10 protein-coding genes are annotated in these 15,993 nt (G+C 39.8%); 4 read left to right on the forward strand and 6 right to left on the reverse strand.

Annotated elements, in window-relative coordinates:
• Positions 1-11: 11 nt before the first annotated feature.
• The gene (locus tag PSF11_RS02635) at positions 12-2,201 is read left to right on the forward strand and encodes a glycoside hydrolase (protein ID WP_036940279.1); all 2,190 of its coding nucleotides are present in this window, start codon (positions 12-14) and stop codon (positions 2,199-2,201) included.
• A gap of 86 nt (positions 2,202-2,287) precedes the next feature.
• Here the strand turns inward: PSF11_RS02635 and PSF11_RS02640 are convergent, their stop codons facing one another.
• Positions 2,288-3,169, reverse strand: a complete 882-nt coding sequence (locus PSF11_RS02640) for an EamA family transporter (protein WP_376739121.1) — start codon at positions 3,167-3,169, stop codon at positions 2,288-2,290.
• A gap of 81 nt (positions 3,170-3,250) precedes the next feature.
• On the opposite strand from PSF11_RS02640, the gene PSF11_RS02645 reads away from it, so the two are divergent.
• Positions 3,251-3,736, forward strand: a complete 486-nt coding sequence (locus PSF11_RS02645; protein ID WP_060561018.1) for a MarR family winged helix-turn-helix transcriptional regulator — start codon at positions 3,251-3,253, stop codon at positions 3,734-3,736.
• Positions 3,737-3,798: 62 nt separating this feature from the next.
• Here PSF11_RS02645 and PSF11_RS02650 read toward each other — a convergent pair whose 3' ends face one another.
• From PSF11_RS02650 to PSF11_RS02670, 5 genes are all read right to left on the reverse strand, one after another.
• Positions 3,799-8,739, reverse strand: coding sequence for an RHS repeat-associated core domain-containing protein (locus PSF11_RS02650; RefSeq protein ID WP_072502262.1), 4,941 nt, complete (start codon positions 8,737-8,739; stop codon positions 3,799-3,801).
• A 339-nt stretch (positions 8,740-9,078) separates the two neighbouring features.
• Entirely contained in the window at positions 9,079-9,963 is an 885-nt protein-coding gene (locus tag PSF11_RS02655; RefSeq protein ID WP_040133138.1) for a 4Fe-4S binding protein, read from the reverse strand.
• Positions 9,964-10,346: 383 nt separating this feature from the next.
• Positions 10,347-11,009, reverse strand: coding sequence for a CerR family C-terminal domain-containing protein (locus PSF11_RS02660; protein WP_004919855.1), 663 nt, complete (start codon positions 11,007-11,009; stop codon positions 10,347-10,349).
• A 21-nt stretch (positions 11,010-11,030) separates the two neighbouring features.
• Positions 11,031-12,296, reverse strand: coding sequence for a M24 family metallopeptidase (locus PSF11_RS02665; RefSeq protein WP_072502261.1), 1,266 nt, complete (start codon positions 12,294-12,296; stop codon positions 11,031-11,033).
• A 138-nt stretch (positions 12,297-12,434) separates the two neighbouring features.
• A complete protein-coding gene (locus tag PSF11_RS02670; protein WP_072502260.1) occupies positions 12,435-13,631 on the reverse strand; it encodes an anthrax toxin-like adenylyl cyclase domain-containing protein in 1,197 nt (398 codons plus the stop codon).
• A 273-nt stretch (positions 13,632-13,904) separates the two neighbouring features.
• Here PSF11_RS02670 and PSF11_RS02675 point away from each other — a divergent pair, with 273 nt between their 5' ends.
• The gene (locus tag PSF11_RS02675) at positions 13,905-15,062 is read left to right on the forward strand and encodes an iron-containing alcohol dehydrogenase (RefSeq protein WP_053110198.1); all 1,158 of its coding nucleotides are present in this window, start codon (positions 13,905-13,907) and stop codon (positions 15,060-15,062) included.
• Positions 15,063-15,110: 48 nt separating this feature from the next.
• The gene (gene yghU, locus PSF11_RS02680) at positions 15,111-15,950 is read left to right on the forward strand and encodes a glutathione-dependent disulfide-bond oxidoreductase (protein ID WP_004919841.1); all 840 of its coding nucleotides are present in this window, start codon (positions 15,111-15,113) and stop codon (positions 15,948-15,950) included.
• Positions 15,951-15,993 lie beyond the last annotated feature (43 nt).

Here is a 15,993-nt window from a genome sequence, read left to right on the forward strand (position 1 = left end):
TTTATAATTAAATGACCAAATACTCCTGCAAAATTACCGTAGCCCTACTATTTATTAGCTCAATCGCTCACGGCATAACGCTAGAAAATACTGATTTTTCTATCGCCATTGAACCCGAAACCTTAAAAATGACTTATCAAGATGAGATCATTAATGAAGGCACTCAGTATACCCCTGTTGAAAAGCTTAACTCGGGTGCAGATAGCGCCAAGTGGTATTGGCCAGATAAACAGATGGAAGTGACGGCTCATCTTGAAGGTAAACAACTTCATTTACGCTTTACCACAACACAAACTCAACAACTCTTTTGGTATCAATCTCCTATCACAGTTTCAGCGCTATATTTGCCGTTAGGTGAAGGCAGTCACATCCCCACTGACAATCCCATATGGCAACAGTATTTAATCAATGAACAAAATGGGATTGATACTAACTATGACCTTAAACTCCCATTATGGGGCCAACAGCAAAAACACGTTTATAGCTGGTTAATGGCAAATCCATTTGGTAATCAGATTGATTTTACGACCCAATCTAAACAGCTGAAAATGTCTGCTCGTCATGTCTTTGACCAATTTAATCTAAACCGTCCCTTTGATGTAATACTCTCAATTGGCGATACCCCATTGGATGGCGCTTTCGCTTACCGCCAATATTTAGAATCAAAGGGTGAAATTAAAACATTACGAGAAAAATTCGCGGATATCCCCGATGGACAAAAGCTAATTGGTGCGACTCACATTTATGTATGGGGTAAAGGGTTGCTTGATCAGCAAGATATTAAAGATTGGCAAGGGTTAAGCCAATATTTACAATCTCCGAATGGTCAGTCTATTTGGGATGCACTAGAACAAGAAGCGCAAGAAGCATTCAAAAAGATTAAGCTCTCACCGCCTGAAAAATGGCAGCAACCATACTTAGTTGGAGCTTTGAATGAAGCCTTCAAGCGTATCGTTCCTAATCAAAAAACACCTGACGATAGTGATTTTTTATACTCTCAGAAGCTACAAGCACAAAAAATAAAGCAAGTTGTTACACAGCAGTTAGGGCCATGGTTAATCGCAAGCGAAAACTGGGGGCAAGGTTTATCAATTCCACTGATTAACCAGCTCAACATTAGAGGACTAGATAAACTTTGGTTAGGAGTTGATAATTGGACCGTAACCTTTTATCAGCCTCAAGCAGTTGAACAAGCCATCGAGCTGGGTTATTTAATTGGCAGTTATGACTCCTATGATACCGGGATCCCTGTTGGTACAAATGACCAATGGCTTACCGCTCAAGTCACCAACGAATTACGCGAAAAATGCGCCATTGTGCAGGAAAAAGGCACCAAATTAGCTGGGTTTAGTGGCAAAGGTTACTACCTGAATCCAGGCTGCATGTTAAGTTATTCACAAGATAGGATCAGAAAATTACTTGAGCTTTCATCAACGAATAGTTTATTCCTTGATGTCGATGGTACAGCGATGGTAACAAATGACTATAATCCAGAAAATCGCACAAGTGCAGAGCAAATGACACACGCCCGTAATGCACGTATGCAGTGGATTGAAAAAAACCTTAGAATTCCTTTAGGATCTGAAGATGGCAATGCCTTAACAGCAAAGCATTTAATGTTTGCCCACGGGATGGAAACGTGGGGTTTTGGTTGGGGCGATCCTAGTATCCATAAAGATAAGCATTCTCCTTACTATTTAGGTGCCTGGTGGCCTGAAAGTGAACCAGCGACCTTTTTTAAACAAGCAAAATTAAAACAACCTTATTTAACCGTTGTATTTGATCCCCGTTGGCGTCTCCCAATGTACCAAGCTGTCTTCCATGATACTATTATTAGTACTCATCACTGGACCTTTGATAACCTCAAATTCCCCGAAGTACAGGTAACGAGAGAGTTACTCAGCCAGTTATATAATACCGCGCCTTTATACAATTTAAGCCGTAGCACCCTTCACCAGCGCCTCCCCGCCATGATGAAATCTAACAGTGTTTATCGGCCACTACACGAGGCTTTATGGGATCAAAAAATGGTCGGCTTTCAATGGCTTGATAATCAAGGCTGGGTACAAGAAACTCGCTTCAGTGATGGCTCAATAATCATGGCCAATTTTTCTAAGCAAGTATTTAAAGATTTACCTCCACAATCGTTAAAAGCCATTTTGTCTGACGGACGGGTCATTAAGCAGAACTACGCTCGTTAGCTTCATTATCTTCAAATAACATTAAAGGGTAAGTTTCATATGCAACTTACCCTTTATGCCACATAGATACTACGTCGTTTAGCTAGTTATGCTAGCTGCTGTAATCTACGCTGTGCTAATCGTTTTTCTGATTGTTGGCTTGTCCATACGCTGCCTAATATCACCACCATACCTAAAAGCTGTAATAAACTTAAGCTCTGATCTAATACTATCCAACCTAATATGACAGCACTAACTGGACTTAAAAACCCTAAAGAAGCGACAGAGCTTGGGCCTAGCAAGGCAAGTCCTCTAAACCATAAAGCATAAGTCAATGCGCCACCAATTAAAGTCAGATAGCTTATCCCTATCATATTAATAACCGTTAATGATGGTAATGAAGGCTCTAACCACAGAGCGAATGGCAATAAAACGATCCCGCCAGCAGTTAATTGCCATGCTGTAAATATCAATGGCGTTACTGGTGGCTGCCAACGACGACTCAGCACGGTACCTGCCGCCATTGAAAAAGCACCGGCGATACCCGCGATCACTCCCGTTAAATCTAGTGCAGCATTAGGGGTCAATAATAATATTGCCACACCCGCAATCCCTGCAAAAGACGAGGCTATAGACAATGCGGAAAGTGGGCTTTTCAATAACCAATAACTTAAGAATAATACAATCAGTGGTTGTATCGCCCCTACTGTTGCCGCGACGCCTCCGGGTAAACGATAGGCAGCAACAAACAAGAGCCACCAAAACAGCGAGAAGTTTAAAATGCCTAATAGCGTTACTCGTAACCACCAAATCCCTTGAGGTAATTTACGCAGCCAAATCAATAATAGCAATCCCGCAGGTAATGCCCTTAATACTGCCAATGTTAGCGGGAAGCCCGATGGTAACATCTCAGTAGTAATCAAATAGGTACTTCCCCAAACAATCGGCGCTAATGCCGTTAATAACAAAGCCGTATATCGGTTCATCATAAAACCCTTCCCATTTATCTTGATATCAAGATAGTTTTAAACTAACTTGACGTCAAGATAAATAGTTGTCATGATTGGCCTATGGATCGTATAGATAAAATCATTCAACAATGGGCACGTGAACGCCCTGATTTAGATATCAGCGCGATGGGGCTGATCGGTCGACTAGGTAATATTGTTCTCCACCTCACCCGTGAAATGGAGAAGGTTTTCGCACAATTTGGCCTTAACCGCTCTAGTTTTGATGTATTAGCGACACTACGTCGCGCGGGTCACCCATACACTCTTTCACCAGGTGATATGTTGGCTACACTGATGGTGACATCTGGCACAATGACCAATCGTATTGATCAACTTGAAAAAGCTGGGTTAGTTAAACGCCATCCTAATCCAGAAGATGGACGCGGCTTTTTGGTGTCATTAACCGATGATGGCTTATCCTTAATTAACCAAGCGATTGAAGCACATGTCGCTAATCAAGCAAGATTAGTGGCGGGGTTGAGCACTGACGAACAAAACGCATTAAATCAGCTTCTTAAAGTATTTCTAGTATCTTTAGAAAAATAAAAAAACAGCCAAATAACGACTGTTTTCCTTTATTACTCATCTCTGAAATATTTTCAACCTCACTAAAATGAGGCTCGACGGAAAATATCAAAATCAGGGCGTATTAAACTCAACTGTGTGTTCCCCCTATTTTCAGGGTACAACGTCACATAGCCACTCGCACGCTCCAATTGTACTTTCGCTGTTCCTCCCATTAACTTGTCATTACTAATTTTTTGCTGGCCAATATGGCTATTATTTGTATACATACTGCGCGATGTTGAGGGAACCGCACGCGAAGTTGATGCTTGAGCATACTGCTGGCTTGGCTGTAATGAGCCTAAACTTTCTGCACTTAAACGCCTATTAGCTGAAGGGGGGATCATTTCTACTTCTTGGGATGAAGAGGAAACACCCGAGTGGCTAACTCTAGAAAGCCCGCTATCATGAGAGTGTGCACTATCAGATCCGAAAGAGCCTGCTTGAGCACGATTAGAAGATACAGAAGAGCGTCTTGATGACATTGATGAGATACCACTCTCTGCACTTGTTCCCTCCCCCCCAGCGATAGCACCGCGCCGCCCCATTCTACGTGCAAAAAAGTCGTGATGCTCTACTTCCGAGGCTCTTCTTAATTGAATTTGACCGTTTCCTACAGAATGTGCTCTATAACGCGGTGCTGGCATAGGCATTCTCTCTAGCCGCCATATAAACATGCCACTTGTCGCTATAACGGAAGTCACTCCAAGTGCAATAGAAGCCCATCCCAAATTTGCTGATGTCCGATTCGATGCTTCAGGTGAATCATCATGGGTCGCTATGCTAGCAATTCCGAGTGCCTCGCCTGCCACAGTTAAAAAAGTAGTACCGGCAAACCAAGCAAATGATGAGGTAATATAAGCAAATGCAATATTCGCCGAAGCAGATGCCAAGTTGGCTAGTATTCCAGTTATAGCAGCCGCCGGTGCTCGGCCCGTAGGATCAGTATAATTAATAGGGTCTCCATTACAGTAAACATAGGGATTGATCCCCCCTTCACCAAATGGGCTTAAACTATCAGGGCAGTTAAAACGCATAATCGTTGGATTATAAGCACGATAGCCATTACCTAAATGATAAACGCCAGTCAGCGGATCTTTTCTTTCACCATTAAAAGCCACATAGGTGTTTTCTTTAATTTCACTATCTCCATAGGGCAAAAATGTATGTGTATCCCCTTCTTCCATTTTCGAATGACGAGACCAACACACACTTTCATTATGACCCGCGGCCATAAAGACCAGTTGATTATCATCAACCACTGCGCAGCACTCATGATCTGACTTAATCAGGCGAATATTTTGCTTTTTGCTTGTATTAATTTCATGAACTAGTTCATCATCACGATAATAGAGATAATAGGTGCCATTATCGTGAGTTTCCTGTTTAACGAGTTGATTAGAGGCATTATAACCATACTTAGCACTCACTAAATCATTGACGCTGACATCCATGAGTCGGTTCAGCATATCGTATTTTAATGTTCTTCCTACTTCATCACATATCATTCTACCGCAAGCATCATATGTAAAAACAGTTGCAGGATAATGAGGGTTAGAGTGAGTGATACGTGTTAATTGAGTTGGATCTAACGTATTTTCATAATGGTAAGTACTGATATTTTCTTGTTGCCCCGAAAATACAGACACAACCTGACGCAAGTTATTCAGTGCATCGTATTCAAAAAATTGTTCGATAACATTCGCTCCCGTGCTATCTTTTGGAAGCTCACTGCCTTGCACAAAATAATTTGTTAAACGATTCCTCACATCATATTGATACTGCTCACTGCGGATTAATCGTGTATTTCGAAATGTGTTTTGAGTTGCGAGTAACCCATTCGCTAACCAACTTTTATTGATAATAAAATGCGTACCATTACTATCAATAATTTCCCGTGTCACTTCCTTATTAAACTCATCATAAGCATATTTAATCTCTACATATTCATCTGCTTTAGTGCTTTTTGCTTTACGGATAGCGGTTCGCCCTAATTCATCATATTCAAAAGTGACGATGATATTTGCATCGATTATGGATTCTATTTGCCCGTCTTTTCGCCATATATACCGAGTTTCATTGTTATCAATATCTGTATATTTGGCGACGGTCCCTAAAACAGTGCGCTCATATTGTGTTTTTCGCACTTGGTCATCAATCAAAAAATACTCTTCTATTAAGTCACCTTGTTGATTTAATTTATTTATATTGAGTGTGCTCTCCGATTTTGCAAAGACTATTTTTTGTGTGGCTACATCGTAATCAAATTGCTGTGTCGTTTCACTCGTCATCACTTTTTTTGTCAGACAATCTAATTCAGGAATATATTCGAAGTGAATTTTTTCTCCCGAAGGCAATATGACTACACTGGGTTCCGGATAAACGTTTTCATATTGAAATTGCGTTGTTCTTCCTCCTACAGTTTGACTTACTAGGCGTTCTAAGCCATCAAATTGTTGTTCACCAAGTAACCACGCTTGTTGGGAGCGATCAGTAACGGTTATTGCCGTCACCAGTTCATTCTGGGAATGGGGAGCGTATTGTCGATGGATCACTGTGCCATCTTCATATTTTTGAGTCACGATGCGATTAAAACAGTCGTAAGTGTTCTCAATACTGTGCCCTAACTCATCGGTTATTTTTAACAGGCGCCCAAGGGAGTCACTTTTATAATATTTGGCGGCAGCGACCTTCCCATCGATACCTAATAAATATTCAGATTCAATTTGCTGATTTTGTTTATTCAGCGTAATTACCGTTTTCCCGTGGCGGGATGCTGAGGCTACTTCTGTATTGATAGGATATGTTGTTTTGGTTAAGGCGATAGGGTCTATCTTTATCATATCCGTAACGCCGATAGATTGTGTTAATGCGGTAACCTCTCCCCAGCCATCATAGTTTGCCGTCGTTTGATAGATAAATTCGGCTGTATTTAAGCCAGATAAATGGTGATCATATTGCAAATGTTTAACTATTTTACCAAATGCATCATATTGGCAAGATTCTATTTTATGCCACTTTTTACTATCATAAGCATCTAATACATCTGTACGAATTTTCCGCCCTAAACCATCAAAATAGTGCTTAAACTGACTCCCACATTTATCTTTTTCAATGGTGATAACCCCCTCCTCTATTTTTAAATATTTCCAAGAAACTGAGGTTTCATAAGGCGTATTTACTGCCGATTTTTTATAAGATGGGCGTCCTAATTTATCATAGGTATAAATTTGAACGACATTAAGCTGATTTATATCTTCAAGTACAACACCTCGTAATATCGACATCGTTTGAGTGGTGGTGGTAATGATATTATCAAAGCTAATATCTGTATTCTTTTTTATAATAGTATCGCCATTTAATTGATAATCAAATTGCTGATAGGATGTGAAATGTTGTGAATTTTCACCCAAAGTATATTGAGTACTTCTAATTAATGATGGCGTACCATATCCTAGGCGTTTAGCATCTTGAAAATAACTGAAAGAGAGACACTTAAATAGTATTTCATCTGAATAAAATAGTTGTTTTGCGATTACTGCAATAGAGGTATTCGCCAAATTTTCATATCTATAATAGATTTTATTAATCGGCTCATTATGCTTTCTGCTTAATGGGTAAGTGATTTTTTCTTTCATATACCGAATAAACCCATTAACTTCGGCAGGACAATCCTCCTCCCCTTCGGCTTTATACCATGTTGTGACCACTCGAGTGCCATCGGGTGTTACTTGTAAAGTTTGATTGCCTTGTTCATCAAATTCATATTCGCTAATCTCTTTTCTTTGGTTACCCTCGTTATCAGTGATCGTGATAACCTGTTTTTTCATTAATTGGAACTGTTCAGGCTGAAAATGAATAGGCGTATATTTTTGAGCATAATATTCTATTTCATTTTTTGTTTTACAGCCATCTCGCTCTATTTCCTCACTAATTTGCAGATGATAATTATTAAATACACGAGTGGTTTTAATTTCACTGCTACCATCAGAAATTGTTTCTGTAGAGCTATAAGTATAGTCTGTTAAAAGTTTATAAATATAATCACTATCACTCGTCCAATCACCAAAGTCGCCATTAAAACCTAAAAAATTATGCTCGCTATATTTGTAGCGTTTAACCGTTTTTTGCTGCCCAAAACCTGGATTAATGATATATGATGTAACAACCGGTAACCGCCCTGTTTTACCCGAGCTACTTGGGAAACGAAAACCAAACAGCTCACTGTACTCGACCTGCTCAGTCAGTCCTGTAGGATAAATAATTTGCGTTAGATAATGCTTATTGCTTTCAGTTAATGCCTCATAGCCAAAACGCCAATAAATAAACGCATTATCTGCATATTCACAAGCAATATAGTTAAGTTGCTCATGATTAATTAATGAAAATTTTATTAAGTACTCATCATTGGTTTCTGGAAAAACACGAATGCTAACATAATGCGAGTAGTTTATTTCACAAAGTGTTTGAAATTCGTCTTTAACCCTTTTTAATAATGGGTATTCACCACTCCATGACCATGATAAGGATAATTCACGGCCTAATTCTGACATAATCTTTGTGGTAACATAATAATCCTCACCGATAAGAGTGAGGCTCTCAGATTTCCCATCCTTCCAAATAACAGTATAACCATCATGACTATTGGTATTATTTGTATATTTTAATATAAAGTGTTTAAGCCTTTTATTTATAACATTTACTGTTCCTGGTGTTATTTTATAACTTTCGCCACTACTTAGCTCTAATGTATTATTACGCAAACAGAGCATCGTTATCCCTATTGAAAACCCTCTTCCAAAACCATAGTTAGCATCTTGCAGTGGCGAATAGGATACAGATAGAGCAAGATCCGGCCCAGAACGCTGATTAGCAATAATATTAACGAAAGGTATGCTGACAAGAAACTGTCCTGTTCTGACATCAACATTTGTCTTTAACTTCCCTAAGAAATTACCCGACTCGCTGCTGAATTGAGTACTCATAGTTCCCCTTTAATAAAAAATAGAAAAGTAGCACTAAATTTAGTTAGAATGATATTTAATGTTTAAAATCAAATAGCAAACATGATAATATCCATTTTCTCTTATCATGATAATCAGCGACTCAATTTAAAGTAAAAAATAAAAAACAACACAAAATATTAATTTTGTCTTGGTGCTATATTATCTATTTTAAATTCAGACTTAACGCCAGCAATCAATAGGGTTGAATACTTACTAGGGGGAATAGCAAACTTCCTTATTCATCACCTATCGAATAAAGAAGTTTTCATAATAGATCGCTAACCAAGAAAAAATAAAAAAGCACGTTTCGCTTTTTTATTATAACCATCCCTGCTTCTGATGCTGTGCGCAAATCGGGCATAAATGCGCGTTGGGCTGCCAAGACAAGAAAGCCAATCGACATTTTTCGCACTGAGCATCATAGTAGTGATATACCGTAGGCTGGTTATTTTTGGCGACTTGGGATTTGACTTCAATTGATTTTGGAAAACACACCACTTGGCAGCTCATGCAGCCAGTACAACGTTTTTCATCAAAGATAAATTGATTTTCTTCAATAAGGATCGCTTGTTCATCGCAAACTTTGGCACACGCACCACATAAAATACAGCTTGAGACATCAAGTTCAATATGGAACCAACTGTCTTGCGGATAGAGTTGTTTGCGGGCATTTAAACCCGTTCTCACTTGCCCTTTATTTAATGGATTCTCATCCAGTTTTTGACGAAAGAATAAGGAGCGACGGCCACTATCAATTTCTGGTGGTTGTGTTACTACCAATTGCCAAATAGGCTCTTGCAACGTTTTTAGCTGAATATTAAGCGCCGCCAGCACCGGCAACCATTTTTCTACCAGTGGCTCCGCAATTTCTACCCCATTTATCTGGTATTGCTTATGCCAAACTAATAACTCTTCCACACTTGCCAAAGGCTCATCGTGGCTAATAACCAGATGATTGTTATGATAAGTACGTTCATGCGGCGAGATATTTTCGATTGCATCGACAGGACATGAAAACAAACAGTTCCCACATTGGTAACAAAGCTGGTTATCGATAGTTGCATTCATCGTCTCAAAAGAGATAGCCCCTACAGGGCAAACTTGTGAACAACTATCACAGACACTATTTTTGAGGCGTTTCCTCACACATTTATCATTGATAATGGGTTCAGGAGGAAGATCCATCCTAATAAAATGCCTCATACAACCAAACTCCATGATGTAACGATAAAATATAAAACGACTGAATACCCTCAGTAACCGAGTTAAAAAATCGCTTTCTTCTCGTAATATGAGCGAATGCGACTTAAGCTGAGGACTTTATTATACCTACTAATCAGAATTTAGGGGAATTATAGTAGGTAAATGATTGATCATGGACAGGTAACAATAACCTCGATTATTGACTATAACCTAACGGTCACCATTTTGTAACCTAATACGATACAAGTAGACTATCAAACTATATACTCATCAATACTAACGTTTACTTATTGAACATATAAATGCTTAGGCTCTACCATTTTTGCACTATAAGAACAGCCATTATATATCCTAAATTTATCCCTATCGCCCTGAATGACAGGTTAATCACTAAGTAGCGCTCGACTAGCCAATAAACCTATTTGCTGCAAAATATCATCAAGCAATGACTGAGTAATTTGGGATTGATTAAGTCTTTTTAATAACGGTTTTTTAGCGACGACAAAACCCAATACCTGCCCAATAAGTGCATGTGCACGAATAATTGCGGTTTGTTCATCAACTTGATTGATAAACTGAATCAAACTTGATAAACGCATATGGAAAGGTTCGATGAAATCACGATAAATAATTTCGTAATTTTCTGTCGGCTCAAGCTGTTCTCTTAAGATCAGTACAGAGTAATAATTGTGTTCTGGGAGCAGCAGAGCATGCCCAAGGCCCCCCATTAACATATGAAGTAATGTTTTAGCCCGTTCCGTCTGTATAGGACGTTGCGCCGTCAGCTCTGCAAAAGTACGGTCAAATTCATGAGTATTGCTAGCGGCCGCGAGGTCATTGGCAATTTTTTGAATAACAGCGGAATAGACGCCCAGCTTTCCTCCCATATGATAAGGAATGGCTGATTGGTTGACCCCGGCATTATCTGCTAATTGTCGGGTTCTCACTCCAGCAATTCCATGAAGAGCAAATAATTTGATCCCTTCGTTTATCAATTTTTCTTTTGTTGACTCAGATGAAAGCGTGTTTTTATTGGTCTCTGTCATATCCCGCTGTGGCCCTATGGGTTAAATATCGGCTCGCATCAAATAGGTGGAATTTTTGTTCAATTCGATCCCTTTTTCTTTGCCAACGACAACTGTTCCGCCTAGATTACATAAATGATAACCAAACGCACAATTAGGTTCAAACGCAAACGTCATACCTGCTTTTAGCACTAACTCTCTGCCTGGGTTGGGTAATCTCTCCAATTGACGATATTTTTGTGCAATCGGCAATGATTCAATACCGGGTGCAGTACCAAAACCAATTGGCCCGTAAGGGTTAATACTGTGGATCAGAGGATGCACATGCCAACCTTTTGATCTTAATAATGGTTGCTCCATTTTATCGACAACTTCGCCGAAGGTGACCCCTTCTTTTAGATATTCGACGCCAATTTCATAACATTCCCGTGAAATTTCAGCCGCTTTTTCAATATTTGGATGTACCTTACCTACTGCGACAGCAGCTTGGTGCTGTGTCTCATACATACCATATAATGCAAATATCTCAGTTAATACAATATCACCTTCTTGAATTTCACGAGGCTTTTGCGAACGGTATTGCCACGCAGGTTGCCCCCAACCGATATATTCAGGACCTGAGCCCATTAATATTTCCGCGGTGAATCCTCCCATAGACAAACATGTAGAGGTTACTGCCGCAGCGATATCAGCTTCCGTATTACCTGGAATAGCGGTTGCTCGCATGGCCTCGCTCATAGCTTCACCGATCATGGCCGCATGCTTAATATGCTCAAGTTCTTCTTCACTTTTAACGGAAGCGAGCTGGAAAAACTGTTTATATACCGGAACAAAATTGACATTTGGCAATCTTTTTTTAATTCCTGTTAAGGTGTTAAACGGCATTGCACCATCAAAATAAAAAGGGGGATATGGTTCCAAACCGATTACGCCTATATTTGCGCGAGAAAATACACCTAAATCAATTAATACTTGTGCAATGTTATGCCCTGTTTTGCCAACAACGATTTGTTCAGGCGCAATCCACTGCATATCACCACGCATGGCAGCTTGCATATGATCAGCAACCATCATAGGTGCAAACGTGACAACGACAGGCGCTTTATCAAGGTGGAATAAAACCACTGATCCTAATCGGTCATTGGTAAAGTAATGATCGATGCAAAATGGTGCTGGTGCAGCAGACTCTCTGTCACCATATACCATTAATACTTCTAGATCATTGGCTTGCATAATTTGGCGCGCAAGCCCCCACCTTCTATCACGCTCATTAATTGTAAATGCGTTTGGGATCACTCTATTTTTCATAACAACCTCATTTAATTCATTTGAATGAATTAAATATAGAACAAAATTTGCTCTCCTGTCAAAAATATTTTCACCATCCTATACAATGAACGAGATAAATGACTCTAACTTTCTGTTTAAACTAACTTAAATTAACATTTAAAAATGTGTTATTTTTGAGTTTAAACTGACTGTCGACAACCTCCGTTTCGCATATTCAAAACTTAGCCGCCTGATCGTGGGTAACTCTTTTTCCCATAACGGGTTAGTTTTAATGTGATAACCCTCCGCTTTAGACGTTGTTATCAACTCAACTAATTCTTCTTTATTCGTTATGATGCATAACTCATCAAAACGCCCTATCTTTTTGGGTAAAGCAAACGTTGCTGGAAAATTAGCATCTAAATCCGTCACTGGACTTGTTGCATCAACACTGTGATGCACGACTTTCTCTGCCTCACCCACTAATGCGCGATTAATTAAAGAAATCATCTCTCTCACTCGTGGTGATGCATTACCAATTTCACTGTCTTCATTTTGATAAAAATGGTTTTCATCTCTATAAGCTTGGCTCAAATTTGCATCTGTTGGTAAGCGTTGATACTTTTCAACACGTTGGCGATATACCGAATGGGCAACATCGGGTACAGGGAGCATATCTTGATGACCAAAATCTCTCATGTGTGGGCCAATTAACAATAAATCATAATCAGCAGTGATAGGTAGGCAACTATCAATAGGTGCTAATACTTGAAGATATTTTTTCTCAAAATAAATTCGGTACTTTTGTTGCTGAGGCTCCCATTTGGCTTCAAATTGATAACTTCTCAAACTAGGCCCTTTCGCGGTAAATTGTTTGACCCCTTGTGAATTTTCTAAACTAAGGTTATCAATCGCTCCCATTTGCAGTAAGGTGTGTAATCGCTCCTCTGTTATTTCAAGAGGAATCGGCCGAGCATGACCTTTTTCAATACAACGACGAATAAAACCGTTATATTTATCAATGAGATCTTCAGATTTGTTTTCTAATTTACTAAAACGCTGCTCAACACAAATCAACCCTGCCTGAGCCCCCCATGAAGCACTTTTACCTTTGATATGAAAGTTTTTTGTCGGGTAGCCCGCCGCAATTAAATCTGTCGCAAAGCGGTCTACAGGCCGAACGCCTATAATGCTATCTTGCTCCTTAGCAACTTGTTGCAATGGGAGCAAATGGCTTGATACCAATCCAGTATTTTGGCTAATACACTCGGTTAACTGCGCTATAGAATGCGTTGTTTTTTGCTCGGTAGACTCATTTGCAGCTTGAAGAGGCTCATAACCGATTTTGTTGTAGCTCTTATGTGTTTGTATCATTACTTTTCCTTACTTATTTATTCCTAATTCCCTCCCTTCTATCAAACTTTTCACCTCATTTCTTTAATAAAACAATGCTTGACATTTGATTTCAAAATCAATTATTTAATTGTTTAAAATGACATATAGAGATAATACAAAGCCAAATTATGCATGTATAATATAGTTATGTTAGTTAATGTATTCTCATTATCTCGTCGTCCTTTACCCCGCTTGTCAGCACGATATGACAAGCAAAGAACGTCTCTTTCAATTCTGAAATAAGGTCTATATATGAACAATTTCGAATTTTATAACCCAACACGTATTGTATTTGGTAAAGGGAAAATTGCTGAATTGAATAGATTGGTCCCCAAAGAGGCTAAAGTTCTAATTCTTTTTGGTGGTGAAAGTGCACGTAAAACAGGAACATTAGACGAAGTAGAACAAGCATTGGGTGAACGTGAAGTTGGTCTATTCGGCGGTATTGAGGCGAACCCTCGCTATGAAACTTTAATCAAAGCGGTAGATAAAATTCACCAAGAAGGCTACAACTATCTGCTCGCAGTTGGTGGTGGCTCAGTCATTGATGGCACCAAATTTGTTGCTGCGGCAGTTAATTTTGAGGGTGACCTCTGGGAAATTTTGACCAGTGGTGGAACCAAAGTAACATCCGCCTTACCCTTTGGCACCGTATTGACGCTCCCTGCCACAGGCTCCGAAATGAATAAAGGCTCAGTGATCACCCGTGAAGCGACGCAATCTAAACGCGCCTTTATGCATGACAGCCTCTATCCACAATTTTCTATTTTAGATCCTGTAAAAACCTTTACGCTGCCACCACGTCAAATCAGCAATGGTGTTGTTGACGCGTTTGTTCATGTAATGGAACAATATTTAACTTATCCTACTCATGCTTATGTACAAGATGCATTTGCAGAAGGTTTATTAAAAACGCTAATTGATATTGGGCCAAAAGCGTTAGCTACTCCGCATGACTATGATTTACGTGCAAGCTTAATGTGGACAGCCACTTTGGCACTAAATGGCCTTATCGGCGCGGGTGTACCACAAGACTGGTCGACACATATGTTAGGCCATGAGATTACAGCGCTATACGGCTTAGATCATGCTCAAACGCTAGCGATAGTCTTACCTTCTATGTTGAAGGAAAAATTACCGCAGAAACAAGCTAAACTGGTTCAATATGCTCAGCAAGTATGGGGGATCAACGAAGGGTCTGAGGAGCAAAAAGCTCTGCAAGCTATTGAGCTAACAAGAGCATTTTTTGAGCGCATGGATGTCAAAACGCGTTTTAGCGATTATAACCTCAATGAAGACGTGATTGATCCTCTTATCGAAAGTTTGACCCAAAATGGAATGACGGCACTGGGTGAGCATCATGATATTACGCCTGAAGTCAGTCGCCGAGTTTATGTAGCATCTCTATAATAAACCCCGCTCCCACCCTTGTGGTGGGATCACTAACTGGAGGTAAAAATGGATAATTCAACTTATACCCCACCGAAAGTCTGGCAATGGGAACAAGGTAATGGCGGACAGTTTGCAAATATCAATCGACCAGTATCAGGTGCGACGCATGAAAAAGAGCTACCGATTGGTAAACATCCCCTACAGCTTTACTCTTTAGGAACACCTAACGGGCAAAAAGTCACCATCATGTTAGAGGAATTACTCGAGCTGGGTATAAAAGAAGCCGAATATGATGCTTGGCTGATCAATATCAGAGAAGGTGATCAATTTAGCTCAGGTTTTGTCGAAATTAACCCTAACTCTAAAATTCCAGCATTAGTTGACCGAAGTGGCGAAAAACCTATCCGTGTTTTTGAGTCCGGTTCAATTTTGACTTATTTAGCTGAAAAATTTTCAGCATTCCTACCAACCACCCAACCGGAAAGAGCAGAAACCCTCTCTTGGCTCTTTTGGCAAATGGGTTCAGCGCCTTTTGTTGGCGGTGGATTTGGTCATTTTTACACCTATGCACCAGAAAAATTTGAATACCCCATCAATCGATTTGCGATGGAAACCAAGCGTCAACTTGATGTATTAGACCAGCGTTTAGCCAATAACCACTATATTGCAGGCGAACACTACTCTATTGCGGATATGGCAATCTGGCCATGGTATGGCGCGTTAGTCAAAGGTTGGTTATATGATGCTGATGAATTCCTCAGTACTCACGAATATCAACACCTAAACCGTTGGGCTGACGAAATTTATGCACGCCCAGCGGTACAACGAGGGCGTCGAGTTAACCGTTTACATGGCGACCCCGCACAACAAGTCCGCGAACGCCATGATGCAAGTGATCTTCGATAGCGCGCTTTAACCTGTATGACTTTATTAAGAGCCTTATGCGATT

The organism is Providencia sp. PROV119 (assembly GCF_028482435.1).
GTDB lineage: Bacteria > Pseudomonadota > Gammaproteobacteria > Enterobacterales > Enterobacteriaceae > Providencia > Providencia stuartii.

Coding starts and splice junctions, on each gene's coding strand:
- PSF11_RS02650 (WP_072502262.1), bottom strand. CDS start 8,739: ATGAGTACTCAATTCAGCAGCGAGTCGGGTAATTTCTTAGGGAAGTTA.
- PSF11_RS02645 (WP_060561018.1), top strand. CDS start 3,251: ATGGATCGTATAGATAAAATCATTCAACAATGGGCACGTGAACGCCCT.
- yghU (WP_004919841.1), top strand. CDS start 15,111: ATGGATAATTCAACTTATACCCCACCGAAAGTCTGGCAATGGGAACAA.
- PSF11_RS02660 (WP_004919855.1), bottom strand. CDS start 11,009: ATGACAGAGACCAATAAAAACACGCTTTCATCTGAGTCAACAAAAGAA.
- PSF11_RS02665 (WP_072502261.1), bottom strand. CDS start 12,296: ATGAAAAATAGAGTGATCCCAAACGCATTTACAATTAATGAGCGTGAT.
- PSF11_RS02675 (WP_053110198.1), top strand. CDS start 13,905: ATGAACAATTTCGAATTTTATAACCCAACACGTATTGTATTTGGTAAA.
- PSF11_RS02640 (WP_376739121.1), bottom strand. CDS start 3,169: ATGATGAACCGATATACGGCTTTGTTATTAACGGCATTAGCGCCGATT.
- PSF11_RS02670 (WP_072502260.1), bottom strand. CDS start 13,631: ATGATACAAACACATAAGAGCTACAACAAAATCGGTTATGAGCCTCTT.
- PSF11_RS02655 (WP_040133138.1), bottom strand. CDS start 9,963: ATGAGGCATTTTATTAGGATGGATCTTCCTCCTGAACCCATTATCAAT.
- PSF11_RS02635 (WP_036940279.1), top strand. CDS start 12: ATGACCAAATACTCCTGCAAAATTACCGTAGCCCTACTATTTATTAGC.